The organism is Pseudomonas sp. R76 (genome assembly GCF_009834565.1).
In the GTDB taxonomy this organism is placed as follows: Bacteria; Pseudomonadota; Gammaproteobacteria; order Pseudomonadales; family Pseudomonadaceae; genus Aquipseudomonas.
Map to the genome: position 1 here is coordinate 6,798,850 of NZ_CP019428.1, position 23,051 is coordinate 6,821,900.

The following is a 23,051-nucleotide window of genomic DNA, read 5'->3' on the forward strand; positions in this document are numbered from 1 at the left end:
GGTTTTTCTCCTAGATGATTGCCGCGCATATCAGCGTAATGCCGCGGGCTTGGATCTGGTCGCGGGCCTCAAGCGGCAGGCGATCATCGGTAATAAGGGTATGGACGCTGCTCCAAGGCAGTTCCAGGTTGGGAATCTTGCGGCCGATCTTGTCGGATTCGACCATCACCACCACTTCACGGGCGACCTCGGCCATCACGCGGCTCAGGCCCAGCAGTTCGTTGAAGGTGGTGGTGCCGCGCTGCAGATCGATGCCGTCGGCGCCGATGAACAGCTGATCAAAGTCGTAGGAACGCAGCACTTGCTCGGCGACCTGGCCCTGGAATGAATCCGAATGCGGGTCCCAGGTGCCGCCGGTCATGAGCAGCACCGGTTCGTGTTCCAGCTCGCTCAAGGCGCTGGCCACGTGCAAGGAGTTGGTCATCACCACCAGGCCGGGCTGATGGCCCAGCTCGGGGATCATGGCGGCGGTAGTGCTGCCGCTGTCGATGATGATGCGCGCGTGTTCACGCAGGCGCATCACGGCCGCACGCGCGATGGCACGCTTGTAGGCCGAGATGGGTTGCGCGGCGTCGCCCACCAGCTCTTGGGGCATGGTGATGGCGCCACCGTAGCGGCGCAGCAGCAGGCCATTGCTTTCCAGCGCGGCCAAGTCCTTGCGGATGGTCACTTCCGAAGTTTCGAAACGCTTGGCCAACTCGTCCACGCTGACTTCGCCCTGTTCATTGAGCAAGGTCAGGATGTTGTGGCGTCGTTGGGGTGTATTTCGTTTCGACATGGTGATGGTAAGTTTCGTTTCGAAAGATAACGAAGGCAATCAAAACCTATTGGGGGAAGATCGTCAAGCGCGGCACGCGATATTTTTAAAGTCGCCACAAATCAAATGTGGGAGCTGGCTTGCCTGCGATAGCGGATTGTCAGGCGACATTCAGGGTAAATGCCAGACCGCTATCGCAGGCAAGCCAGCTCCCACAGGAGATAGCATTAGCCAGTTGGGTTGTGGATAACTCAGGTCTTCTTGATTTTGACCGGGCGTTTCCAACCGTCGATGTTGCGTTGGCGGGCGCGGGCTACGCCGAGCTGCAAGTTATCCACATCCTGATTGATAGTCGAACCCGCGGCGGTGGTGGCGCCATCGCCTACTTTTACCGGGGCAACCAATGAATTGTTGGAGCCGATAAACACGTCTTCGCCCAACACAGTCTGGTGCTTGTTCGCGCCATCGTAGTTGCAGGTAATAGTGCCGGCACCGATGTTGGTGCGCGCGCCAATGACTGCATCGCCCAGGTAAGTCAGGTGACCGGCTTTTGCGCCCTCACCCATTTGCGCGTTTTTCAGCTCGACGAAGTTACCCACATGGGCCCTGGCGCCGAGCACACTGCCCGGACGCAACCGCGCAAACGGGCCGGCATCGCTGCCCTCGCCCATCACCGCGCCGTCGATATGGCTGTTGGCTTTCACCACCACGCCTTTGCGCAGGGTGCTGTCCTTGATTACGCAGTTGGGGCCAATCACCACGTCGTCTTCAATGATCACGCGGCCTTCGAGGATCACGTTGATGTCGATCAGCACGTCACGGCCCACGGTGACTTCACCGCGCACATCGAAGCGGGCCGGGTCACGCAGGGTCACACCTTGGGCCATCAGGCGGCGGCCTTCGCGCAGTTGGTAGTGGCGTTCAAGCTCGGCGAGTTGCTTGCGGTCGTTGGCGCCCTGCACTTCCATCGGGTCGTGGGGCTGCTCGGTGGCGACCAGCAGGCCATCGCTCACCGCCATCTCGATCACGTCGGTGAGGTAGTACTCGCCCTGGGCGTTGTTGTTGGACAGGCGGCTCATCCAGTCGGCGAGCTTGTTGGCCGGCACCGCGAGAATCCCGGTGTTGCCTTCAGTGATTGCACGCTGGGCTTCGCTGGCGTCTTTGTGCTCGACGATAGCCGCCACCTTGCCATCGGCATTGCGCACGATGCGGCCATAGCCGGTGGGGTCATCCAGCTCAACGGTGAGCAGGCCCATCTGGCCGGGCACTACGTGCTTGAGCAGGCGCTGCAGGGTTTCCACTTCGATCAGCGGCACGTCGCCGTAGAGGATCAGCACGGTGTCGGCGCTGATGAACGGCACGGCTTGCGCGGTGGCATGGCCGGTGCCGAGCTGTTTGTCCTGCAAAACGAAATTCAGGTCATCTGCCGCCAGGCGTTCACGTACCACATCGGCGCCATGGCCGATGACCACGTGAATACGCTGTGGGTCGAGTTGCCGGGCGCTGTGGATAACATGGCCGAGCATGGAGTTGCCCGCGACCGGGTGCAGCACCTTGGGCAGGGCCGAACGCATGCGGGTGCCCTGGCCTGCGGCGAGAATGACGATTTCAAGAGACATGAATGGCTACCAATCCTGGGCGGTCCGGCTTTAGACCAGAGAAGTGTTTTGCAAAAAAAGAAAAAGGGTAGCCGAGGCTACCCTTTTTAATCAATCGCGCTTGAAGCATGGCGGCGTGGCCGCTTACTTCTTGCGCAACTGCTGGAGCGTGCGCAGCTGAGCTGCAGCCTCGGCCAGACGTACAGCAGCAGCGCTGTAGTCGAAGTCCGCGCCCTTTTCGTTCAGGGCCTTCTCGGCAGCCTTGACGGCTTCCTGAGCGGAGGCTTCATCCAAGTCGCCAGCACGTTGCACGGTGTCGGCAAGTACCTTGACCATGTTCGGCTGAACCTCGAGGAAACCACCAGAGATGTAAAACACCTCTTTGTCCCCGCCTTGCTTGGTCAGAGTGATCGGACCTGGCTTCAAGCTGGTGATCAACGGCGCGTGGCCCATGGCAATACCCAGGTCACCGAGTTCGCCGTGTGCAATCACCATTTCTACCAGACCGGAGAAGATTTCCCCTTCCGCGCTGACGATATCGCAATGGACTGTCATAGCCATCTGATTGCCTCAACCTGATGAGCGCCCGTTGCCGGGCGCCGGGATTACAGTTTCTTGGCTTTCTCGATCGCTTCTTCGATGCCGCCGACCATGTAGAACGCTTGTTCTGGCAGGTGGTCGTAGTCACCGTTGAGGATGCCTTTGAAGCCAGCAATGGTGTCTTTCAGAGAAACGTATTTACCCGAAGCACCGGTGAAGACTTCAGCCACGAAGAACGGCTGCGACAAGAAGCGCTGGATCTTACGAGCGCGGGATACCAACTGCTTGTCGGTTTCCGACAGCTCGTCCATACCCAGGATCGCAATGATGTCCTTCAGTTCTTTGTAACGCTGCAGCACGTACTGAACGCCGCGAGCGGTGTCGTAGTGCTCCTGGCCGATCACGTTCGGGTCCAGCTGGCGCGAAGTCGAGTCGAGTGGATCGACCGCTGGGTAGATACCCAGGGAAGCGATGTCACGGGATAGAACGACGGTGGCGTCCAAGTGGGCGAAGGTGGTAGCAGGCGATGGGTCAGTCAAGTCATCCGCAGGTACGTATACCGCTTGGATCGAGGTGATCGAACCTTCTTTGGTCGAAGTGATACGTTCTTGCAGAACGCCCATCTCTTCAGCCAGGGTCGGCTGGTAACCTACTGCGGAAGGCATACGGCCCAGCAGTGCGGATACTTCAGTACCGGCCAAGGTGTAACGGTAGATGTTGTCGACGAACAGCAGAACGTCGTTACCTTCGTCACGGAACTTCTCGGCCATGGTCAGGCCAGTCAGTGCTACGCGCAGACGGTTACCCGGCGGCTCGTTCATCTGACCGTAAACCAGTGCCACTTTGTCCAGAACGTTGGAGTCCTTCATCTCGTGGTAGAAGTCGTTACCCTCACGAGTACGCTCACCCACACCGGCGAACACGGAATAACCGCTGTGCTCGATGGCGATGTTACGGATCAGTTCCATCATGTTTACGGTCTTGCCTACACCGGCACCACCGAACAGACCGACTTTACCGCCTTTGGCGAACGGGCAAACCAGGTCGATAACCTTGATGCCGGTTTCCAGCAGATCGTTGCCGCCAGCTTGCTCGGCGAACGAAGGAGCTGGACGGTGAATGCCCCAGCGCTCTTCGGTGTCGATCGGGCCAGCTTCGTCAATCGGGTTGCCCAGTACGTCCATGATCCGGCCCAGGGTCGCTTTACCGACCGGTACGGAGATGGCAGCGCCAGTGTCGACAACGTCCAGACCGCGCTTCAAGCCTTCGGTGGAACCCATCGCAATGGTACGAACCACGCCGTCGCCCAGCTGCTGCTGAACTTCCAGGGTGGTTTCCGCGCCTTGTACTTTCAGCGCGTTGTAGATGCTCGGTACGCTGTCGCGTGGAAATTCCACGTCGATAACGGCGCCGATGATTTGAACGATACGTCCGCTACTCATAGCTGGATCCTCTGAATATTTGAACCGTTAAACCGCGGCAGCGCCGCCGACGATTTCCGAGATCTCTTGGGTGATCGCAGCCTGACGCGCCTTGTTGTAGATCAGCTGCAAATCGCTGATCAGATCACCGGCGTTATCGGTAGCGTTTTTCATCGCGATCATCCGCGCCGCTTGTTCAGCTGCGTTGTTCTCGACCACCGCCTGGTAAACCTGCGACTCCACGTAGCGCACCATCAAGCCGTCAAGCAGCTCTTTGGCGTCTGGTTCGTAGAGGTAGTCCCAGTGGTGCTTGAGTTCCTGATCCGGAGTCGCCACCAGTGGAATCAATTGCTCCACGGTCGGCTGCTGGGTCATGGTGTTGATGAACTTGTTGGATACCACGGAGAGGCGGTCAATCCGGCCTTCCAGGTACGCATCCAGCATCACCTTCACACTGCCGATCAAATCATTGATCGACGGCTCTTCACCCAGGTGGCTGATAGCTGCAACGACGTTACCGCCGAAGTTACGGAAAAAGGCCGCACCCTTGCTACCAACAACACACAGATCGATCTCGACGCCCTTTTCGCGGTTTACCGCCATGTCCTTGACCAGGGCCTTGAACAGGTTGGTATTCAAACCACCGCACAAACCACGGTCACTGCTCACTACCACATAACCCACACGCTTAACGTCGCGGTCGATCATGAACGGGTGGCGGTATTCCGGGTTGGCGTTGGCCAGATGCCCAATTACCTGGCGGATACGCTCCGCATAAGGACGGCTAGCAGCCATGCGCATTTGTGCCTTGCGCATTTTGCTGACCGCCACTTTTTCCATGGCGCTGGTAATTTTTTGCGTGCTTTTGATGCTCGCAATCTTACTGCGAATCTCTTTTGCGCCTGCCATGTAACACCTATCAGGTTAGCAAGCGGGAGCCTTGCGGCTCCCGCTGCGGCTTACCAGGTTTGGGTGGCCTTGAACTTCTCGATACCGGCTTTCATGCCAGCATCGATATCGTCATTGAAGTCACCCTTCACGTTGATCTTCGCCATCAATTCGGCGTGATCGCGGTTGAAGTAAGCAATCAGCGCTTGTTCAAAGCTGCCGACCTTGGCGATTTCAACGTCGGTCAGGAACCCACGCTCAGCGGCATACAGCGACAACGCCATGTCAGCGATCGACATTGGGGCGTATTGCTTCTGCTTCATCAGCTCGGTAACGCGCTGACCATGCTCAAGTTGCTTACGGGTCGCTTCGTCCAGGTCAGAAGCGAACTGGGCGAATGCCGCCAGTTCACGGTACTGAGCCAGAGCGGTACGGATACCACCGGACAGCTTCTTGATGATCTTGGTCTGAGCGGCACCACCCACACGGGATACCGAAACACCGGCGTTCACTGCAGGGCGGATGCCCGAGTTGAACATGGCCGATTCCAGGAAGATCTGACCGTCGGTGATGGAAATCACGTTGGTCGGAACGAACGCGGAAACGTCGCCAGCCTGGGTTTCGATGATCGGCAGTGCGGTCAGGGAACCGGTTTTGCCGGTCACTGCGCCGTTGGTGAACTTCTCTACGTACTCTTCGGATACGCGGGATGCGCGCTCCAGCAGACGGGAGTGGAGATAGAACACGTCGCCTGGGTACGCTTCACGGCCTGGTGGACGGCGCAGCAGCAGGGAAATCTGGCGGTAAGCCACTGCTTGCTTGGACAGATCGTCATAAACGATCAGCGCGTCTTCACCGCGGTCGCGGAAGAATTCACCCATGGTGCAACCGGAGTACGGTGCCAGGAATTGCAGCGCAGGAGATTCCGAAGCACTGGCAGCCACGATGATCGTGTTGGCCAGGGCGCCGTTTTCTTCCAGCTTGCGAACCACGTTGGCGATGGTCGATTGCTTCTGACCAATGGCTACGTAGACGCAGAAAATGCCGCTGTTCTTCTGGTTGATGATCGCGTCGATCGCCAGAGCGGTTTTACCGATCTGACGGTCACCGATGATCAGCTCACGCTGGCCACGGCCGACTGGGATCATGGCATCGACAGCCTTGTAGCCAGTCTGTACAGGCTGGTCTACCGACTTACGCCAGATCACGCCTGGAGCAACTTTCTCGACCGCGTCGGTCTCGGTGTTGCCCAGTGGACCTTTACCGTCAACAGGGTTACCCAGTGCGTCGACTACGCGACCCAGCAGTTCCTTACCAACCGGAACTTCCAGGATGCGGCCTGTGCACTTGGCGCTCATGCCTTCAGCCAGACTGGTGTACGCGCCCAATACAACGGCACCTACGGAGTCTTGCTCCAGGTTGAGGGCCATACCGTAGACGCCGCCCGGAAACTCGATCATCTCGCCGTACATTACGTCGGCCAGACCGTGAATCCGCACGATGCCGTCAGATACGCTGACGACAGTGCCTTCGTTACGGGCTTGGGAGGTCACATCGAGCTTGTCGATGCGGCCCTTGATAATTTCACTTATTTCGGAAGGATTGACTTGCTGCATTGCTCTGCTGCCCCTTCAAACTCAAGATTTCAATGCTTCGGCAAGATTCGCGAGTTTGCCGCGAATCGAGCCATCGATAACCAGGTCGCCGGCGCGAATGACAACACCCCCAATGAGGGATGGGTCTTCCGCAACTTGCAGGCGCACTTCCCGGTCGAGTCGTGCACTGAGAACCTTGGCGAGTTTGTCTTGCTGTTCTTGGTTCAATGCAAAAGCACTGGTCACTTCAACGTCTACCGACTTCTCTTGCTCGGCCTTGTACAGGTCGAAAAGAGCGGCAATCTCCGGCAACAGCGGGAGACGGTCGTTTTCGGCAACGACGTGGATGAAGTTCTGCACTTTCACATCAAACTTGTCGCCGCACACGTCAATAAACGTGGCGGCCTTGTCTGCGCTCGTCAGTCGCGGGGCCTTGAGCACGCGCTGCATGGTGTCGTCTTGCGACACTGCTGCAGCCAGGCCGAGCATGGCTGACCAAGAGGCCAGCTGCTGGTGGGCCTGGGCGTGCTCGAAGGCTGCCTTAGCGTAAGGTCGGGCCAACGTGGTCAATTCTGCCATGATCGCCCTCGCTTAAATTTCAGCAGCCAGTTTGTTTACCAGCTCCGCGTGCGCGTTTTGATCGATTGTGGCACCCAGGATCTTCTCAGCACCGCCGACGGCCAGAGCACCCAGTTGGGCACGCAGCGCATCTTTGACACCGTTCAGTTCCTGCTCGATCTCGGCCTGAGCCTGAACCTTCACACGGTCAGCGTCGATACGGGCTTTTTCAACAGCCTCTTCAACAATCTGATTACCGCGCTTCTTGGCTTGCTCAATGATTTCAGCTGCCTGTGCCTTAGCATCGCGCAGTTGATGGCCCGCTTTCTCTTGGGCCAACTCCAGGTCGCGAGCTGCACGGGTGGCAGCGTCCAGTCCATCCGCGATCTTCTTTTGACGTTCATGCAGAGCCGCGATGACCGGAGGCCATACGAACTTCATGCAGAAAACGACAAAAATCAAGAACGCTAAGGACTGACCAATAATGGTTGCATTAATGTTCACGCCAATACCTCGCTCGTTCGTTGCACAACACACCAATCACTCGAAAAAACGAGTGATTAACCGGCGAGTTGACCAACGAAGGGGTTCGCGAAGGTGAAGAACAGAGCGATACCAACACCGATCATGGTCACGGCGTCGAGCAGGCCGGCAACGATGAACATTTTAACTTGCAGCATTGGCACCATTTCTGGCTGACGCGCTGCGCCTTCCAGGAACTTGCCGCCGAGCAGGCCGAAACCAATGGCAGTACCCAGGGCGCCCAGGCCGATCAACAGTGCAACAGCGATAGCGGTTAGACCAACTACAGTTTCCATCTTTCCTCCCGACTTTTACGTCGTATGGTTTAGGTTTTTTAGATTTTAAAGCGGTAAAACAAATCGTTTCATAGCCCTGTTGGGCCACCTTCCCGTGTTACCGGGAAGGACATCAGACTGGTCGAGACCGGTCTTAATGGTTCTCTTCGTGCGCCATCGACAGGTAGACGATGGTCAGCATCATGAAGATGAAGGCCTGCAGGGTGATGATCAGGATGTGGAACACAGCCCACGCCCACTGCAGAACAATGCCCAGGCCGCTAAGCCAGAGCAGGCCGCTGCCGAACATCACAGCGATCAGGATGAACACCAGCTCGCCGGCATACATGTTGCCGAACAGTCGCAGGGCCAGGGAAATTGGCTTGGCGATCAGGGTCACGAATTCCAGCAGGAAGTTCACCGGGATCAGCAGGGCTTGAACGAAGATGTTCTTGCTGCCGAACGGGTGCAGGGTCAGTTCGCCGATGAAGCCGCCGATGCCCTTGATCTTGATGCTGTAGAAAATGATCAACGCGAACACCGACAGGGCCATGCCCAGGGTAGCGTTCGGGTCAGTGGTCGATACGGCACGGAATGGGATGTGCGGGTCGCCGGAAATCGCCATGGCCAACTGAGGAATCCAGTCCACCGGGATCAGGTCGACGGCGTTCATCAGGAACACCCAGACGAAGATGGTCAGTGCCAACGGTGCAATCACCGGGCTACGGCCATGGAAGCTGTCTTTCACGCTGCCATCGACGAATTCGACCAGTACTTCAACGAAGTTCTGCAAAGCACCTGGCTGACCGGAAGTCGCCTTTTTTGCCGCCATGCGGAAAATCAGGACGAAGATCAGACCCAATGCGACCGACCAGCCCAGAGTATCCAGGTGGAAAGCCCAGAAGCCCATTTCTTTGGCTTCTGCTGCGGAGTGGGCGAAGCCCCAGCCGCCGTTGGGAAGCTGACCGAAGGTCAGGTTCTGCAAGTGGTGCTGGATATAGCCCGAAGCGGTTGTTTCTGCCATGGTTGCCTCAAACGCCCTAAGGTTTCGAAAGTCTTGTTTTCATTAGCAGGGGAGCGAACCAGCTGACCAGTTGGGTCAACACGAAGACGCCGAATACAGCCAGCGGCGCCAATGGCTTCACACCTGCAAAGGTCAGTGCAAACAGCACTGCCGTCAAAATCAGTTTCCCTGCTTCGCCAGCATAAAAAGACCGGACGATAGCCTGGGCTGCTCGGGCGCCGGAAAACCGAAAGGCCCTGTGAGCAAAATACATATTGGGCAGCAAGGCTATCAGGCCTCCGCAGAGTCCTGAATATCCGGCTACGACTCCATGCCAATACCAAAGCGCCAACGCGGCGATCAGCAAAATGACAAATTGAGCCAATAAAACCGGGAAAACGGCCAAGCGATGGAACGGCAACGTGTTTGGCGTGCGGGTTTCCATCACTCTTGCTCCTCAATGGTCGGCTGCCGAGAATCAATAACTTGGCATAATTTGTGCCGACAAAATGCGCGCAGAGTATAGGGGCGGTTCTGCCCCTATTCAACTGTCGGGTAGTGTTTTCCGATCGCGCGCTACATAAGCAAATGTTTCAGCGGATGTGGGCAAGGACGCCCTGAAGCTCATCGAGTGAGTTATATCCGATGACTAATTGCCCTTTGCCTTTCTTGCCGTGACGAATTTGCACCGCAGAGCCTAGGCGCTCGGCCAGGCGCTGCTCGAGTCGCGCGATATCCGGATCAGGTTTGGCGGTTTCGACCGGTGCAGGTTTACCGCTGAGCCATTGGCGAACCAACGCTTCAGTCTGACGAACGGTGAGGCCGCGTGCGACAACGTGTCGCGCCCCTTCAACCTGTTGATTTTCCGGCAAACCGAGCAAAGCACGGGCGTGACCCATTTCCAGGTCGCCGTGGGACAACATGGTCTTGATGACTTCCGGCAGCGCAATCAGGCGCAACAAGTTGGACACGGTGACGCGGGATTTACCCACCGCATCGGCCACTTCCTGTTGCGTCAGTTTGAATTCCTGCTGCAAACGCTGCAGGGCGATCGCTTCCTCGATTGGGTTGAGGTCTTCACGCTGGATGTTCTCGATCAACGCCATGGCGATAGCGGTTTCGTCCGGCACATCGCGCACCATCGCCGGGATGGTGTCCTTGCCGGCCTGCTGGCTGGCGCGCCAGCGGCGTTCGCCAGCGATGATCTCAAAGCGGCCGCCGCCAATCGGGCGCACCACGATCGGCTGCATCACGCCCTGGGCCTTGATCGAATTGGCCAGTTCTTCCAGCGCCTGGGGGTCCATGTCCCGGCGTGGCTGATATTTACCGCGCTGGATCAGGTCCAGCGGCAGGTGTTGCAGCTCGCGCTCGTCGGCTTGCACCGCTTGTTCTTCAAGCGAAGTGACAGTCGGACCACTCAGCAGTGCATCCAGTCCACGTCCGAGACCTCGTTTCTTGACGGCCATGGGGATTCCTTAAGTTGGCTGGGCTGCAGCGGTGCGTGAGTTGCGGCGTTGACGGCGAACCATCTCGCCGGCCAGTGCCAGATAGGCAATGGCACCACGGGATGATTTGTCGTACGCCAGCGCGGGCATGCCATAGCTTGGCGCTTCGGCCAGGCGGATGTTGCGTGGAATCACGGTGTCGTACAGCTGATCACCGAAGTGTTCCTTGAGCTGCGCCGACACATCGTTCATCAGGCTCAGGCGCGGATCGTACATGGTCCGCAGCAGGCCTTCGATTTGCAGGTTCGGGTTGAGCAACTCGGCGATACGCTTGATGTTATCCACAAGGTCGCTCAAGCCTTCGAGCGCGAAGTACTCGCACTGCATGGGGATAATCACCCCATCGGCTGCCACCAATGCGTTCAACGTCAGCATCGACAGCGACGGCGGGCAGTCGATCAAAATGTAGTCGTAATTCTCGCGGATCGGCGCCAAGGCGCTGCGCAGACGGCTTTCTTTCATCTGCATTTCCAGCAGCACCACTTCCGCCGCGGTCAAATCGCGGTTGGCCGGCAGCAGTTGATAACCGCCATGCTCGGAATAGTGCATGGCCTGGGCCAGGTCGCACTCGCCAATGAGCAAGTCGTAGACCGAGTTTTCCAGGCCGTGTTTATCCACACCGCTACCCATGGTGGCGTTGCCCTGTGGATCGAGATCGATCAACAGCACCCGGCGCTTGGTCGCGACTAGGGATGCTGCGAGGTTGATGCAGGTGGTGGTTTTGCCCACGCCACCTTTTTGGTTCGCTATCGCGAATACCTTAGCCATTCTTGCTTGTGTTCCCAATCATGCCGTGCGGCGCAGTATCAGCAGATGGCGTTGGCCTTGGCAACCGGGTACGGCCAAGGCGTGTTCGCTATCGAGGTGGAAGTCTGCCGGCAATGCTAACAGCTCGTCGCTTGGATGAACGCCCTTCATTGCCAGCCAACGGGTGTCGCGGTCGCCTAAGTGGCGGGTCCAGTTGCTGAAGTTCTCCATGCTGCTGAATGCCCGGGAAACAATTCCGTTGAAGGGCTGCTGCGGCGTGAAGGCTTCGACGCGACTGTGGATAACGTTGAGGTTATCCAGCTTGAGTTCGAGTTTGACCTGGGTCAGGAAGCGGGTTTTCTTGCCATTGCTGTCCAGGCACGTGACTTGCGACTCGGGAAACAGGATGGCCAGCGGGATGCCAGGCATGCCGCCGCCACTGCCCACGTCGAGCCAGCGACCGTTTTCGATAAACGGCATGACGCTCAGGCTGTCGAGCAGATGCCGCGAGACCATTTCGTCCGGGTCGCGCACTGCTGTGAGGTTGTACGCCTTGTTCCATTTGATCAACAGGGCCAGATAACCCAGCAGCAATTCGTGCTGGGCTTCGGTCAGGTTGACGCCAAGCTGGCGAGCACCTGTGGATAACTCTTCGGCGTGTTGCGAGGTGACCAACGAACTCAAGCGCTTTGCTCCAACTGACGGCCCGCGCCGCGTTTTTTCAAATGAATCATCAACAGCGAAATGGCTGCCGGGGTGACGCCCGGGATACGTGAAGCCTGGCCAAGTGTCTCCGGCCGAGTTATCCCCAGCTTGCTTTGGATTTCTTTCGACAGCCCGGAAATCCCGGTGTAATCGATATCCACAGGCAGCTTGGTGTCTTCACTGGCGCGCAGGCGAGCGATCTCGTCCTGTTGGCGATCAATGTAGCCGGCGTATTTGGTCTTGATTTCAACCTGTTCGGCGACCTGTGGGTCTTCTGCACCGTGGCCTGTCACTTCGACCAGACCAGCGTAGTCGATTTCCGGACGGGACAGCAGGTTCAGCAAGTTGTATTCGTGGGTCAGCGGCGTGCCGAATTTTTCGGCAATTGCGTCGCCCTGCTCGGTGCCTGGGCGAACCCAGGTACTTTTCAGGCGCTGTTCTTCCAGCGCGATGCTTTCGCGTTTTTTGCAGAACGCAGCCCAGCGTGCGTCATCGACCAAGCCCAGCTCGCGACCTTTTTCGGTCAGGCGCAGGTCGGCGTTGTCTTCGCGCAGGATCAGGCGGTATTCGGCCCGGGACGTAAACATCCGGTACGGTTCCTGAGTCCCGAGAGTAATCAGGTCATCGACCAACACACCGATGTACGCCTCATCGCGACGCGGGCACCAGCTGTCTTTGCCTTGAGCACGCAGTGCCGCGTTGGTCCCGGCCAGCAAACCTTGGGCGCCGGCTTCTTCGTAACCGGTGGTGCCGTTGATTTGCCCGGCGAAGAACAGGCCGCCGATCACTTTGGTCTCGAGGCTGTACTTCAGGTCACGCGGGTCGAAGTAGTCGTACTCGATGGCGTAGCCCGGGCGCACGATGTGGGCGTTTTCCATGCCGCGAATCGACTGCACGATCTGGATTTGCACATCGAACGGCAGGGAAGTGGAAATGCCGTTCGGGTACAGCTCGTGGGTGGTCAAGCCTTCGGGCTCGATGAAGACCTGGTGGCTTTCCTTGTCGGCAAAGCGGTGAATCTTGTCTTCGATCGATGGGCAATAACGCGGGCCGACGCCTTCGATCACCCCGGAATACATCGGCGAACGGTCGAGGTTCGCGGCAATGATTTCGTGGGTGCGGGCGTTGGTGTGGGTAATCCAGCAGCTGACCTGTTTGGGGTGCTGCTCTTTGGAACCCATGAACGACATCACCGGGATTGGCGTATCGCCGGCCTGTTCGGTCATCACCGAGAAATCTACAGAACGCCCGTCGATACGCGGCGGGGTCCCGGTTTTCAGACGGCCGACGCGCAGCGGCAATTCACGCAGGCGTTTTGCCAAAGCAATCGACGGCGGATCGCCGGCGCGGCCACCGGAATAGTTCTGCATGCCGATGTGGATAAGTCCGCCGAGGAACGTACCGGTGGTCAACACCACGGATTCTGCGAAGAAACGCAGGCCCATTTGCGTGACAACACCGCGAACCTGGTCTTGTTCGACGATCAGGTCATCCGCTGCTTGCTGAAATATCCACAGGTTCGGCTGATTTTCCAGGGTTTCGCGTACCGCGGCCTTGTACAGGATGCGGTCAGCTTGTGCCCGAGTAGCCCGTACGGCCGGGCCTTTGCGGCTGTTGAGCACGCGAAATTGAATACCACCCTTGTCGGTCGCCATGGCCATGACGCCGCCGAGGGCGTCGATTTCCTTGACCAGATGGCTTTTGCCGATCCCACCAATGGCGGGGTTGCAACTCATGGCACCGAGGGTTTCCACGTTGTGCGTCAGCAACAGGGTTTTGACGCCCATGCGTGCTGAGGCCAGTGCTGCCTCGGTACCGGCATGACCGCCGCCGATGACGATCACTTCAAAACGGGAAGGGAAATCCACCACGCACCTCGTGCCTGCTTATGTAGGTAATCAGGAATTGATTGTTGAAAGAGTTTTAGAGCTTTGGCGACAAGTATAGGGACTTAGCCCTTCCTAAAGAACCCTTTGCACAAAATTTAACCAGCTGTGGATGAATCACAGACAATAGAAATTAAAAAGAAAGAAATTTATAAAATCTTTGTTTTTATGTTTATTTCTACTGAGCCTACTTTCTGTGGATAGATCTCTACAGGCCTTTATTTACGTTGTGTACAGCGATTCAAAAGTCTGTGGTCATATGCCAATGAGGCCCTTGGATAAGTGCCTTAAGCCTGTGGATTAAACAGGTGGTTATCCACAGAGGGGTTTTTACTCAGGTTTCAGGCCCTGTTATCAACTGGGCACAAGGGCGGTTATTCACAGGGCTTAATCCACAGAAATGGTGTATTTCGCCCACGACGATGCCACCGAAATCCTGAGACCGGGCAAACAACACTTCAAAAACGGAGCTATTGTGAGAAATCGGTGTGGCAGTTAATAATAGTAATTATCATTAACCTAGCTCATCGCGCCCTATGCCTCCTCCATCCCACTCGGTTGCAGTCCAGCACATCTATGAGCAGCACCATTCGTGGCTGCAAGGGTGGCTAAAAGGTAAGTTGCATAACGCCTGCGATGCGGCCGATGTGGCCCACGATACGTTCGTGCGTATTTTGGGCGGGCGTCATGCGGCACAGATCCTCGAACCCCGGGACTACCTGGCAACCATCGCCAGAGGTTTGGTGATTGACCGCTATCGCCGGCATGCGATTGAACAGGCTTATAAACAGTCGTTGGCTGAGCGCCCCGAAGCCACTGCCATCAGTGAAGAAGACAAGGCCATCATCATTGAAACCCTGGTGGCTGTGGATAAAGCCCTGGCTGACCTTGGCAATCGAGCCCGACGAATTTTCATGCTGTCGCAGATCGAGGGCCTGACTTATCAACAAATCGCCGACCAACTGCAGGTCTCGCTGACCACCGTAAAGAAACACATGATTCGTGCCCTTACTGAATGCTCATTGCTCATGGCCAGCCTGTAATGGCCGCCCCGGACCGTAAGGTTTTCGAAGCGGCTGCCAGTTGGTACGTGCAGTTTCAATCGCAACCGCCTACGCCCGCTGAGCGGCATGCCTGGCAACAATGGCTCAATGGCGACCCTGCGCATCAGGCCGCATGGAACCAGATGGAGCAAATTCAACGCAGCCTTGGCGCTCTGCCGCGGGATTTCACCCGTCGCGCTTTATCGGCCACGCAACAACGGCGGCAGGTACTCAAGTGGATGCTGGTGCTGGGCGGCACCGGTTATCTGGGCTGGAACGTCCAAGAACACACGTCGCTGGGTAGTGTCTGGGCGGATTACCGCACGCGTGTCGGTGAACGACGGCATATCGAATTGGCCGATGGCACTCGCATTGATCTCAATACCGGCACCGCCATTGATGTGGCGTTCGACGGGCGCCAGCGTTTGGTCCGACTGCGCGAGGGCGAGGTACTTATCCACACCGGCAAATTGGGTGGGCAGACGCCTTTTTATGTCGACACCCACCAAGGTCGGATTCAGGCGTTAGGCACTCGGTTTACCGTGCGCCAGTTGCCGGGTTCGACGCGTGTGGGTGTGCTGGAAGATCGGGTGAGCGTTTCGCCTGCTGATCAACCTGAGCACAGCCGATTGTTGAAGGCTGGAGAAAGTGCCGACTTCGACCGCCAGAACATCGCCCCCAACCAAGCCTATCGCAACATCCAGACCGCTTGGGTCGATGGCCAGGTGATCGTTCTCGACGCTCGGCTTGGGGATCTGATCAACGACCTGGCGCGTTATCGCCCAGGTGTCCTGCAGTGCGATTCGGCTTCTGCCGGCCTGCGGGTTTCGGGAACGTTTCGCCTCGACTCCACCGATGCAGTACTGGCCAACCTGCAAGCCACGCTGCCGATCCAGGTGAAATATTTCACTCGCTATTGGGTCTCGGTGAAGCGCGTTGGTTGAACGCAAAAAATAATCCACAGGGGGGTTATCTTTTTTTTACCTGGCCCGGCCCTACAGGTAATCACGACGTTACCTTCAGGGCTTACCCACTTATGCGCCTCCCCACCCAGTTTCGCCAACGACTCTCTTACCACGGCATGACCTACGGTTTACTGCTGGCCACGGCGACTACGGCCGGTGTTGTGTTGTCCACAGGCGCCATAGCCGCCAGCGTCGCGCAACACTACACCATCGCTGCCGGCCCACTGGACACCGCCTTGAGCCAGTTTGCCGCCAAGGCCAATGTGATTCTATCGTTCTCGCCGCAGCAGACCGCGCGTTTGAATACGCCTGGGCTGGAAGGTGACTACTCGGTTGATCAAGGCTTTGCGCTGTTGCTGCAAAACTCTGGGTTGCAGGCAGTCACGCAAGCCCCCGGAAGCTATGTATTGCAGGCGGCACCGGCCGGGCAACTGACGCTGGCACCGACGACTGTGAGCACTTATCAACAGCTCGGTTTCAATCAAGACATTGCTGGCGATGTGGGCTACAAGGCGCAAAACAGCCGCATCGGCACCAAGACCAGCACGCCGCTCTCGGAAACCCCGCGTTCGGTTTCGGTGGTTACTGGCCAACGTATCAAGGATCAGAAGTCGCAAACGCTGACGGACGTATTGGGTTACGTGCCGGGGATCTTCGCGCCACCTTTTGCCGCTGGCGACGGCCTGGCCGGTGACCTGTTCTTTATTCGTGGCTTCAACGCCACGGATTATGGCTACGGCCTGCTCCGCGATGGCCTTCGGGTGCAGGGCAATCGGTATGACACCACCAGCGAACCGTATGGACTGGAGCGCGTCGAGATTTTCCGTGGCCCGTCTTCCCTGCTCTACGGGGAAAACGCGCCCGGCGGGCTGGTCAACCTGGTCAGTAAACACCCAACCGCTGCGCCCCAGGGCGAGGTGCAATTGGGTTACGGCTCCAACAATCGACGCCAGTTGGGTGTGGATATCTCGGGCCCGCTCAATGACAGCGACAACATCCTCGGCCGCGTGGTCATGCTGGGACGCAAATCCGACACCCAGACCGACCACGTTCCTGATGATCGCTTGTACATCGCACCGTCCCTGACCCTGAACTTCGACGACTACAACACCCTGACGCTGTTGGCCAACTACCAGAAGGACCACACCAATCTGGAACTTGGCTTACCGGCCGCCGGCACGTTGCTGAATAACCCCAATGGCAAGCTGTCCAAACACACCATGCTTGGCGACCCGGACTGGAACACCTTCGAACGGGAAGCCTGGAGCGCCGGCTACGAGTTCAGCCATAGCTTCAATGATGATTGGCAGTTCCGCCAGAACTCGCGCTACATGCAGTCACGCATCAACCGCCATGAAACCTGGCCCGGCGCGCTGAACAATCGCGGCTTCGGCACCCAGCTGAACATGACCGCCTACGACCGCTACAACAAGTCCATGGTCTATTCGCTGGATAACCAGCTCGAGGGTAAATTCGAGGTGGGCGGCCTGGAAAACACCGTGCTGTTTGGCGCCAGCTATGACCGCACCTCGTTCAATCAGGACTGGGATGCAGGCTTTGCCGGCACCATCAATGTGTATAACCCGGTGTACCTGCGCGATCCGCTCACGCCTATCGCGGTTCAGAACACCCTGCTCGAACAGCAGATGAAGGGCGTTTATGCACAGGTACAGAGCAAATATGACCACTGGCTGTTCCTGCTGGGCGGTCGCCAGGACTGGGTCGACAGTGATTTCCGCGACAAAGTGAACAAGGCCAGCAACACCGGCTCCGAAGACAAAAAGTTCACGTACCAGGGCGGCGTGATGTACCAGTTCGACAACGGCCTGACGCCGTATGTCAGCTACTCCACCGCCTTTGTCCCGGTGCAGCAGATCTCCAACGCCGGTGCGCCGTTAAAGCCGATCACCAGCAGCCAATACGAAGTGGGTGTGAAGTACGAACCGATTGGCTGGGACACCGTGATGACGCTGTCGGTGTATGACCTGCGCAAGCAAGACGACACATATCTGGATGCCACCACCAACAGCTATCGCCAAGTCGGCGAGAGCCGCGCCAAAGGTGCGGAAGTGGAGATCAACAGCAACATCACCCCCAACCTGAATGTAACTGCGGCCTACACCTACACCGACGCAAGGATTACCAAGGATTCCGCCACATCATTGGTCGAAGGGCGCCAAATGACCGGGGTTCCTCGCAACCAGGCGTCAGTGTGGGGCAAGTATCGCTTCCTCGACGGCCAGCTGAAGGGTTTGTCTCTGGGCGGCGGTGTGCGCTACTTCGACAGCACCTTTTCCTACACCGCACCGACGCTGTACGGAAAGCTGGATGCCGGAAGCGTCACGTTGGTGGATGCGGCCATCGGTTATCAGATCGACAAACACTGGTCGGTGGATGTGAACGCCAAGAACCTGTTCGACAAGGAATACGTATCCGGCTGCAACGATGCGGGGCGTTGCTATTGGGGTGACAGCCGTACCTTGCTCGGTACGGTGTCCTACAACTGGTAGAGCGCTGTGGATAACGCTGCTATTTGCCGATACAGAAGCTGGAAAAGATCCGTCCCAACAGATCATCCGAGCTGAACGCGCCGGTGATCTCGCCCAACAGCTGCTGCGCCTGACGCAAATCCTCAGCCAGCAGCTCCCCTGCCCCCGCCAAGGTCAGTTGTGCCCGACCGTGCTCCAACGCCGCGCTGGCGTGACGCAGCGCCTCCAGGTGCCTGCGGCGTGCGCTGAAGCTGCTCTCCGAGGTTTGCTCATAGCCCATGCAGGCCTTGAGATGGTCGCGCAACAATTCCAAGCCATCGCCGGCCGACTTTGCGCTCAAGCTGATGGTGACATGGCCATCCTCGCTGGTTTCCATGGCAATGGCTTCGCCGGTCAGGTCGGCCTTGTTGCGAATCAAGGTGACCTTCGCCGGGTCCGGCCGCTGTTCGAGGAATTCTGGCCACAGCGCAAAAGGATCCACAGCCTCTTGCGCGGTGGCATCCACCACCAGCAGTACTCGATCCGCTTCGCCGATAGCCTTGAGTGCACGCTCTACGCCGATCTTTTCGACCTGGTCGTCGGTGTCGCGCAAACCGGCAGTGTCGACCACGTGCAGGGGCATGCCATCGATGTGGATATGTTCGCGCAAGATATCCCGGGTGGTGCCGGCAATCTCGGTAACGATGGCCGCCTCGCGACCTGCCAGGGCATTGAGCAGGCTCGATTTGCCGGCATTCGGTCGGCCGGCAATCACCACTGTCATACCGTCGCGCAGCAAAGCGCCCTGCCCGGCTTCGCGCAGCACTGTGGATAACTCATCTCGGACTTTATCGAGCATTGCCAGGACATGGCCATCGGCAAGGAAGTCGATTTCTTCCTCCGGAAAGTCAATCGCCGCCTCGACGTAGATGCGCAGGCTGATCAACTGCTCGGTCAAGTTATGCACACGCAACGAAAAGGCACCCTGCAACGAGCGCAATGCATTGCGCGCTGCCTGTGCAGAACTCGCTTCGATCAAGTCGGCAATGGCTTCAGCCTGGGCCAGGTCGAGTTTGTCATTCAGGAACGCACGCTCGCTGAATTCCCCCGGACGCGCCAAGCGGCAGCCCAACTGCAGGCAGCGCTGCAGCAACATATCCAGGACCACTGGGCCGCCGTGGCCCTGCAATTCGAGTACGTCTTCGCCGGTGAACGAGTTGGGGCCGGGAAAATACAGCGCCAGGCCTTCGTCCAATACGGTTTTATCGGCATCCAGAAAGGGGCCGTAATGGGCATATCGCGGTTTCAACTCACGGCCGCTGATGGCCTGGGCTGCCACACCCGCCAGCGGCCCGGAAATTCGAACGATACCGACACCGCCGCGACCTTGAGCGGTGGCGACAGCAGCGATAGTTTCACGAGGAGCGCTCATCAGCAGGTTCCAGAACAAAAGTGACGGAAAGCAAAACGCCCCACTAGGGGGCGTCTTGAGTGGTTATCCACAGAGTAAATTACGCCGCAGCTTTTTTGGTAGCCGCTTCGATTTTACGTGTGATGTACCACTGTTGAGAGATCGACAATACGTTGTTGACCACCCAGTACAGCACCAGACCAGCAGGGAACCACAGGAAGAAGAAGGTGAAGATGATTGGCATCATTTTCATTACCTTGGCCTGCATCGGGTCCGGCGGAGTCGGGTTCAAACGCTGCTGGATGAACATGGTCGCGCCCATGATGATCGGCAGGATAAAGAACGGGTCTTTGATCGACAGGTCAGTTATCCACAGCATGAACGGCGCCTGGCGCATTTCCACGCTTTCCAGGAGTACCCAGTACAGCGAGAGGAATACCGGCATCTGTACCAGAATCGGCAAGCATCCACCCAGCGGGTTGATCTTCTCTTTCTTGTACAGCTCCATCATGGCCTGCGACATTTTCTGCCGGTCATCACCATGTTGCTCTTTCAGCGCGGCCAGTTTCGGGGCCACGGCACGCATGCGCGCCATCGACTTGTAGCTGGCTGCCGACAGCGGGAAGAAGATCCCCTTGATCAGCATGGTCAGGAAGATGATCGAGAAGCCCCAGTTACCGACGATGCTGTGGATATGTTGCAGCAGCCAGAAGATCGGCTGGGCAATGAACCACAGAATGCCGTAATCCACAGTCAGTTCCAGACCTGGGGACAACTCTTTCAGCACTGCCTGGCTTTTCGGGCCGGCGTACAGAGTGGCGCTGGTTTCAGCCTTGGCACCTGGTGCGACGGTCAACGCCGGGCCAGTGAAACCAATGATGTAGTTGCCTTGGCTGTCTTTGCGGGTTTGAACCAGGTTGGCTTCACCCTTGTTCGGGATCCATGCGGTCACGAAGTAGTGTTGCAACCAGGCAACCCAGCCGCCTTGGACGGTTTCTTTCAGCGCGCCCTTGTCGATATCTTTCATCGACACTTTTTTGTACGGCTCGCTACTTGTCCACAGGGCGGCGCCCAGGTAAGTCGCGGTGCCGGTGGCAGTGCTGGAAGAAGGATCGGCACTGTTATCACGCTTGAGCTGGGCAAACAGGTTGCCGCTCCAAGGCTTGGCGCTTTCGTTGTCGATCAGATAAGTGACTTTCAGATCGTACAAACCGCGGGTGAAGCTGAAACGCTTGATGTAGTTGACGCCGTCCTGACTGAATTTCAGGTCAACGTTCAACTGGTTCTGGCCATCAGCCAGTTGATAAGTCTTCTGTTCGGTCGAATAAACCGGACGACCGGTAGCACGAGCATCCGGACCGTCGGTGCCGGTCAGGCCACTTTGTGCCAGATAAGTACGTTCACCACCGTTGTCGAACAGTTGGAACGGAACATCCGGATGGTCTTGGCGACGTGGATACAGCGGCAGTTTCAACTGCGCGATATCACCACCTTGTGGGTCGATAGCCAGGTCGAGCACATCCGTTTTAACGTGGATGAGGTCTTTATTGGTGACCACTGGCGTTTCTAGAGGGGCGTTTGTCTCGCCATTCGCGCTGGGAACATCGGCACTCGCGGACGCATTGTTACCCAACGGAGTGTCCGGAATAGCCGGCGCAGCCTGATTGGTAGCAACATTCTGAGTCGGCAGGGCAGCCTGGCCATAGTCCTGGTTCCACTTAAGAACCATGACGTAGGACACGATTGCCAGGGCGACGATCAGGATCGTGCGTTTAATATCCATGATTACTCGGCCATCGAAGAAGAACGGGAGGTAGGGATAGGTGGAACCGGGTCATAACCACCGGGATTCCACGGATGACAGCGGCCTAAACGACGAAAGGCCAGCCAGCCACCGCGCAGAAGACCATGATTTTCTATGGCCTCTAACGCGTAGCAGGAACAACTGGGGTAGAAACGACAGTGGTCAGCCATCAGAGGACTAATGGCATAACGGTAAAACTGGATCGGAACGAGGGCCAGTTTACGCATTGGTGCTGTCTACCCCTACAGTTTCGGTGCTGACTGCTGGTGCTGGCTTGTTGGTACGCGCCAAACGTTTCCAGAGCTTGCCGAAATGCTGAATCAATTCGGGGTTTTCTACGTCCCCCAAGCCTTTGCGCGCGACGATAACAATATCCCAACCAACCAGAGTTTCCTGGTGGAGGCGAAACGATTCGCGCATCAGACGCTTGAGGCGATTGCGCTCAACGGAGAGCTTTACGCTCTTCTTGCCGATCACCAACCCGAGACGGGGGTGATCCAGATCGTTGTTACGCGCAAGGAGCAGGAGATTTTTCCCCGGAACCTTGCCGGTGGGGGAGTCAAAGACTGCCTTGAAGTGCCGGGGGGTTAGCAGACGCTTTTCCCGACTGAAGTCCTGACTCACCACCAGTACCGGATTATCAAACTGCCAGACGCGCACGACCTTTGGCGCGGCGACGCGACAGGACAGCACGGCCGTTCTTGGTAGCCATGCGAGCACGGAAGCCGTGAGTACGGGCGCGTTTGATGGTGCTTGGTTGGAAAGTACGTTTCATGGCGTTGTTACCTGGTTCGTCCACAACGGGCCGGAATGGCCCCCGTTTTAAGAGACCGGCGATTCTAGAGAAAGCAAGCCTCTAGGTCAATTTCCAACCAGCTTTTCCTTTAATTAGATCTTTGCAGGCCACCAGGCCTTTTTTGTCCGCTCGGCTTTCATGAGCAATGCCATAGATATAAAAATAAAGAAGGAAGTTATTTAAAGCTTTTCTGTAAAGCTTATAAAAGCTAGGCAGGCGTTCTTCTGTGGATAACTGCCTTGAGCCCACATTCCACCTGATGTACAGAGAATGACAACTAGGCGGGGAAACGGTGCTTAGCCTGTGCTGCACTGTCGGATAAGCTGTGGGTGGAATGGGTTGTTATCCACAGGCCAGTTACCCACAGACTTTCGACCCCACTTGTGCAACGAGCTTAGGGGCGCTTATCCACAGAGCTTATGCACAGACCATTGGTCGCCTTTTTTACGGTTAACGCATTGATTTTGGGTGCTCTGTGAGCAACCTACATGTGGATAAGTGGACGGCTGGCCGCTACAATGGCGGCTGTTTTTGCCTCACCGGCTTTCAACTTAGGGGATATCC

At 57.3% G+C, this 23,051-nt stretch carries 23 protein-coding genes; 3 read left to right on the forward strand and 20 right to left on the reverse strand.

Going from position 1 to position 23,051, the window contains the following annotated elements; genetic code table 11:
* Positions 1-10 precede the first annotated feature (10 nt).
* From PspR76_RS30835 to mnmG, 15 genes are all read right to left on the reverse strand, one after another.
* On the reverse strand, positions 11-778 hold the full coding sequence (locus tag PspR76_RS30835) for a DeoR/GlpR family DNA-binding transcription regulator (protein WP_106575964.1): 768 nt from the start codon (positions 776-778) through the stop codon (positions 11-13).
* Between the two features lie 230 nt (positions 779-1,008).
* Positions 1,009-2,376 (reverse strand): bifunctional UDP-N-acetylglucosamine diphosphorylase/glucosamine-1-phosphate N-acetyltransferase GlmU, encoded by a 1,368-nt coding sequence (gene glmU, locus PspR76_RS30840; protein WP_159961251.1) that lies wholly within the window; start codon positions 2,374-2,376, stop codon positions 1,009-1,011.
* Between the two features lie 123 nt (positions 2,377-2,499).
* Positions 2,500-2,916, reverse strand: coding sequence for a F0F1 ATP synthase subunit epsilon (locus tag PspR76_RS30845; protein ID WP_159961253.1), 417 nt, complete (start codon positions 2,914-2,916; stop codon positions 2,500-2,502).
* Between the two features lie 44 nt (positions 2,917-2,960).
* Positions 2,961-4,337, reverse strand: a complete 1,377-nt coding sequence (atpD, locus tag PspR76_RS30850) for a F0F1 ATP synthase subunit beta (protein WP_015886645.1) — start codon at positions 4,335-4,337, stop codon at positions 2,961-2,963.
* 27 nt (positions 4,338-4,364) lie between these two features.
* Entirely contained in the window at positions 4,365-5,225 is an 861-nt protein-coding gene (atpG, locus tag PspR76_RS30855; RefSeq protein ID WP_159961255.1) for a F0F1 ATP synthase subunit gamma, read from the reverse strand.
* A 50-nt stretch (positions 5,226-5,275) separates the two neighbouring features.
* The gene (atpA, locus tag PspR76_RS30860) at positions 5,276-6,820 is read right to left on the reverse strand and encodes a F0F1 ATP synthase subunit alpha (protein WP_159961257.1); all 1,545 of its coding nucleotides are present in this window, start codon (positions 6,818-6,820) and stop codon (positions 5,276-5,278) included.
* Between the two features lie 21 nt (positions 6,821-6,841).
* Entirely contained in the window at positions 6,842-7,378 is a 537-nt protein-coding gene (locus PspR76_RS30865) for a F0F1 ATP synthase subunit delta (RefSeq protein ID WP_057439298.1), read from the reverse strand.
* Positions 7,379-7,390: 12 nt separating this feature from the next.
* Entirely contained in the window at positions 7,391-7,861 is a 471-nt protein-coding gene (locus tag PspR76_RS30870) for a F0F1 ATP synthase subunit B (protein ID WP_083355998.1), read from the reverse strand.
* A 56-nt stretch (positions 7,862-7,917) separates the two neighbouring features.
* Complete coding sequence (atpE, locus tag PspR76_RS30875; protein WP_002555987.1) at positions 7,918-8,175, reverse strand: F0F1 ATP synthase subunit C; 258 nt, start codon at positions 8,173-8,175, stop codon at positions 7,918-7,920.
* Positions 8,176-8,308: 133 nt separating this feature from the next.
* Positions 8,309-9,178 (reverse strand): F0F1 ATP synthase subunit A, encoded by an 870-nt coding sequence (gene atpB / locus PspR76_RS30880; protein ID WP_017736231.1) that lies wholly within the window; start codon positions 9,176-9,178, stop codon positions 8,309-8,311.
* Positions 9,179-9,194: 16 nt separating this feature from the next.
* The gene (locus PspR76_RS30885) at positions 9,195-9,602 is read right to left on the reverse strand and encodes a F0F1 ATP synthase subunit I (RefSeq protein WP_010565865.1); all 408 of its coding nucleotides are present in this window, start codon (positions 9,600-9,602) and stop codon (positions 9,195-9,197) included.
* A 148-nt stretch (positions 9,603-9,750) separates the two neighbouring features.
* Positions 9,751-10,623 carry a ParB/RepB/Spo0J family partition protein gene (locus PspR76_RS30890; RefSeq protein ID WP_094949087.1) on the reverse strand — a complete coding sequence of 291 codons (873 nt, stop codon included), beginning with the start codon at positions 10,621-10,623 and terminating at the stop codon, positions 9,751-9,753.
* Between the two features lie 9 nt (positions 10,624-10,632).
* Positions 10,633-11,430, reverse strand: coding sequence for a ParA family protein (locus PspR76_RS30895; protein ID WP_017477894.1), 798 nt, complete (start codon positions 11,428-11,430; stop codon positions 10,633-10,635).
* Between the two features lie 18 nt (positions 11,431-11,448).
* Positions 11,449-12,093, reverse strand: a complete 645-nt coding sequence (rsmG, locus tag PspR76_RS30900) for a 16S rRNA (guanine(527)-N(7))-methyltransferase RsmG (RefSeq protein ID WP_159961259.1) — start codon at positions 12,091-12,093, stop codon at positions 11,449-11,451.
* Positions 12,090-13,982, reverse strand: coding sequence for a tRNA uridine-5-carboxymethylaminomethyl(34) synthesis enzyme MnmG (gene mnmG, locus PspR76_RS30905; RefSeq protein WP_159961261.1), 1,893 nt, complete (start codon positions 13,980-13,982; stop codon positions 12,090-12,092). The genes rsmG and mnmG overlap by 4 nt, the downstream gene beginning before the upstream one ends.
* 554 nt (positions 13,983-14,536) lie before the next feature.
* On the opposite strand from mnmG, the gene PspR76_RS30910 reads away from it, so the two are divergent.
* The 3 genes from PspR76_RS30910 (at position 14,537) to PspR76_RS30920 (ending at position 18,518) form a co-directional block, all read left to right on the forward strand.
* On the forward strand, positions 14,537-15,043 hold the full coding sequence (locus PspR76_RS30910; RefSeq protein WP_159961263.1) for a sigma-70 family RNA polymerase sigma factor: 507 nt from the start codon (positions 14,537-14,539) through the stop codon (positions 15,041-15,043).
* Positions 15,043-15,987, forward strand: a complete 945-nt coding sequence (locus PspR76_RS30915) for a FecR domain-containing protein (RefSeq protein WP_159961265.1) — start codon at positions 15,043-15,045, stop codon at positions 15,985-15,987. The genes PspR76_RS30910 and PspR76_RS30915 overlap by 1 nt, the downstream gene beginning before the upstream one ends.
* 92 nt (positions 15,988-16,079) lie before the next feature.
* Positions 16,080-18,518 (forward strand): TonB-dependent siderophore receptor, encoded by a 2,439-nt coding sequence (locus PspR76_RS30920; protein ID WP_159961267.1) that lies wholly within the window; start codon positions 16,080-16,082, stop codon positions 18,516-18,518.
* A gap of 19 nt (positions 18,519-18,537) precedes the next feature.
* On the opposite strand, the gene mnmE is transcribed toward PspR76_RS30920, so the two are convergent.
* The 5 genes from mnmE to rpmH form a co-directional block, all read right to left on the reverse strand.
* Entirely contained in the window at positions 18,538-19,908 is a 1,371-nt protein-coding gene (gene mnmE, locus PspR76_RS30925; RefSeq protein WP_159961269.1) for a tRNA uridine-5-carboxymethylaminomethyl(34) synthesis GTPase MnmE, read from the reverse strand.
* Positions 19,909-19,987: 79 nt separating this feature from the next.
* On the reverse strand, positions 19,988-21,670 hold the full coding sequence (yidC, locus tag PspR76_RS30930) for a membrane protein insertase YidC (protein WP_159961271.1): 1,683 nt from the start codon (positions 21,668-21,670) through the stop codon (positions 19,988-19,990).
* A 2-nt stretch (positions 21,671-21,672) separates the two neighbouring features.
* Entirely contained in the window at positions 21,673-21,918 is a 246-nt protein-coding gene (gene yidD, locus PspR76_RS30935; protein ID WP_083355989.1) for a membrane protein insertion efficiency factor YidD, read from the reverse strand.
* Positions 21,911-22,315 (reverse strand): ribonuclease P protein component, encoded by a 405-nt coding sequence (gene rnpA, locus PspR76_RS30940; RefSeq protein WP_197629997.1) that lies wholly within the window; start codon positions 22,313-22,315, stop codon positions 21,911-21,913. Before rnpA ends, yidD begins: the two co-directional genes overlap by 8 nt.
* 16 nt (positions 22,316-22,331) lie before the next feature.
* Positions 22,332-22,466 (reverse strand): 50S ribosomal protein L34, encoded by a 135-nt coding sequence (gene rpmH / locus PspR76_RS30945; protein WP_003213577.1) that lies wholly within the window; start codon positions 22,464-22,466, stop codon positions 22,332-22,334.
* Positions 22,467-23,051 lie beyond the last annotated feature (585 nt).

Coding starts and splice junctions, on each gene's coding strand:
- PspR76_RS30910 (WP_159961263.1), top strand. CDS start 14,537: ATGCCTCCTCCATCCCACTCGGTTGCAGTCCAGCACATCTATGAGCAG.
- rpmH (WP_003213577.1), bottom strand. CDS start 22,466: ATGAAACGTACTTTCCAACCAAGCACCATCAAACGCGCCCGTACTCAC.
- mnmE (WP_159961269.1), bottom strand. CDS start 19,908: ATGAGCGCTCCTCGTGAAACTATCGCTGCTGTCGCCACCGCTCAAGGT.
- PspR76_RS30865 (WP_057439298.1), bottom strand. CDS start 7,378: ATGGCAGAATTGACCACGTTGGCCCGACCTTACGCTAAGGCAGCCTTC.
- PspR76_RS30835 (WP_106575964.1), bottom strand. CDS start 778: ATGTCGAAACGAAATACACCCCAACGACGCCACAACATCCTGACCTTG.
- PspR76_RS30845 (WP_159961253.1), bottom strand. CDS start 2,916: ATGGCTATGACAGTCCATTGCGATATCGTCAGCGCGGAAGGGGAAATC.
- PspR76_RS30920 (WP_159961267.1), top strand. CDS start 16,080: ATGCGCCTCCCCACCCAGTTTCGCCAACGACTCTCTTACCACGGCATG.
- PspR76_RS30895 (WP_017477894.1), bottom strand. CDS start 11,430: ATGGCTAAGGTATTCGCGATAGCGAACCAAAAAGGTGGCGTGGGCAAA.
- PspR76_RS30890 (WP_094949087.1), bottom strand. CDS start 10,623: ATGGCCGTCAAGAAACGAGGTCTCGGACGTGGACTGGATGCACTGCTG.
- atpA (WP_159961257.1), bottom strand. CDS start 6,820: ATGCAGCAAGTCAATCCTTCCGAAATAAGTGAAATTATCAAGGGCCGC.
- atpG (WP_159961255.1), bottom strand. CDS start 5,225: ATGGCAGGCGCAAAAGAGATTCGCAGTAAGATTGCGAGCATCAAAAGC.
- atpB (WP_017736231.1), bottom strand. CDS start 9,178: ATGGCAGAAACAACCGCTTCGGGCTATATCCAGCACCACTTGCAGAAC.
- glmU (WP_159961251.1), bottom strand. CDS start 2,376: ATGTCTCTTGAAATCGTCATTCTCGCCGCAGGCCAGGGCACCCGCATG.
- yidC (WP_159961271.1), bottom strand. CDS start 21,670: ATGGATATTAAACGCACGATCCTGATCGTCGCCCTGGCAATCGTGTCC.
- atpE (WP_002555987.1), bottom strand. CDS start 8,175: ATGGAAACTGTAGTTGGTCTAACCGCTATCGCTGTTGCACTGTTGATC.
- PspR76_RS30915 (WP_159961265.1), top strand. CDS start 15,043: ATGGCCGCCCCGGACCGTAAGGTTTTCGAAGCGGCTGCCAGTTGGTAC.
- yidD (WP_083355989.1), bottom strand. CDS start 21,918: ATGCGTAAACTGGCCCTCGTTCCGATCCAGTTTTACCGTTATGCCATT.
- atpD (WP_015886645.1), bottom strand. CDS start 4,337: ATGAGTAGCGGACGTATCGTTCAAATCATCGGCGCCGTTATCGACGTG.
- PspR76_RS30885 (WP_010565865.1), bottom strand. CDS start 9,602: ATGGAAACCCGCACGCCAAACACGTTGCCGTTCCATCGCTTGGCCGTT.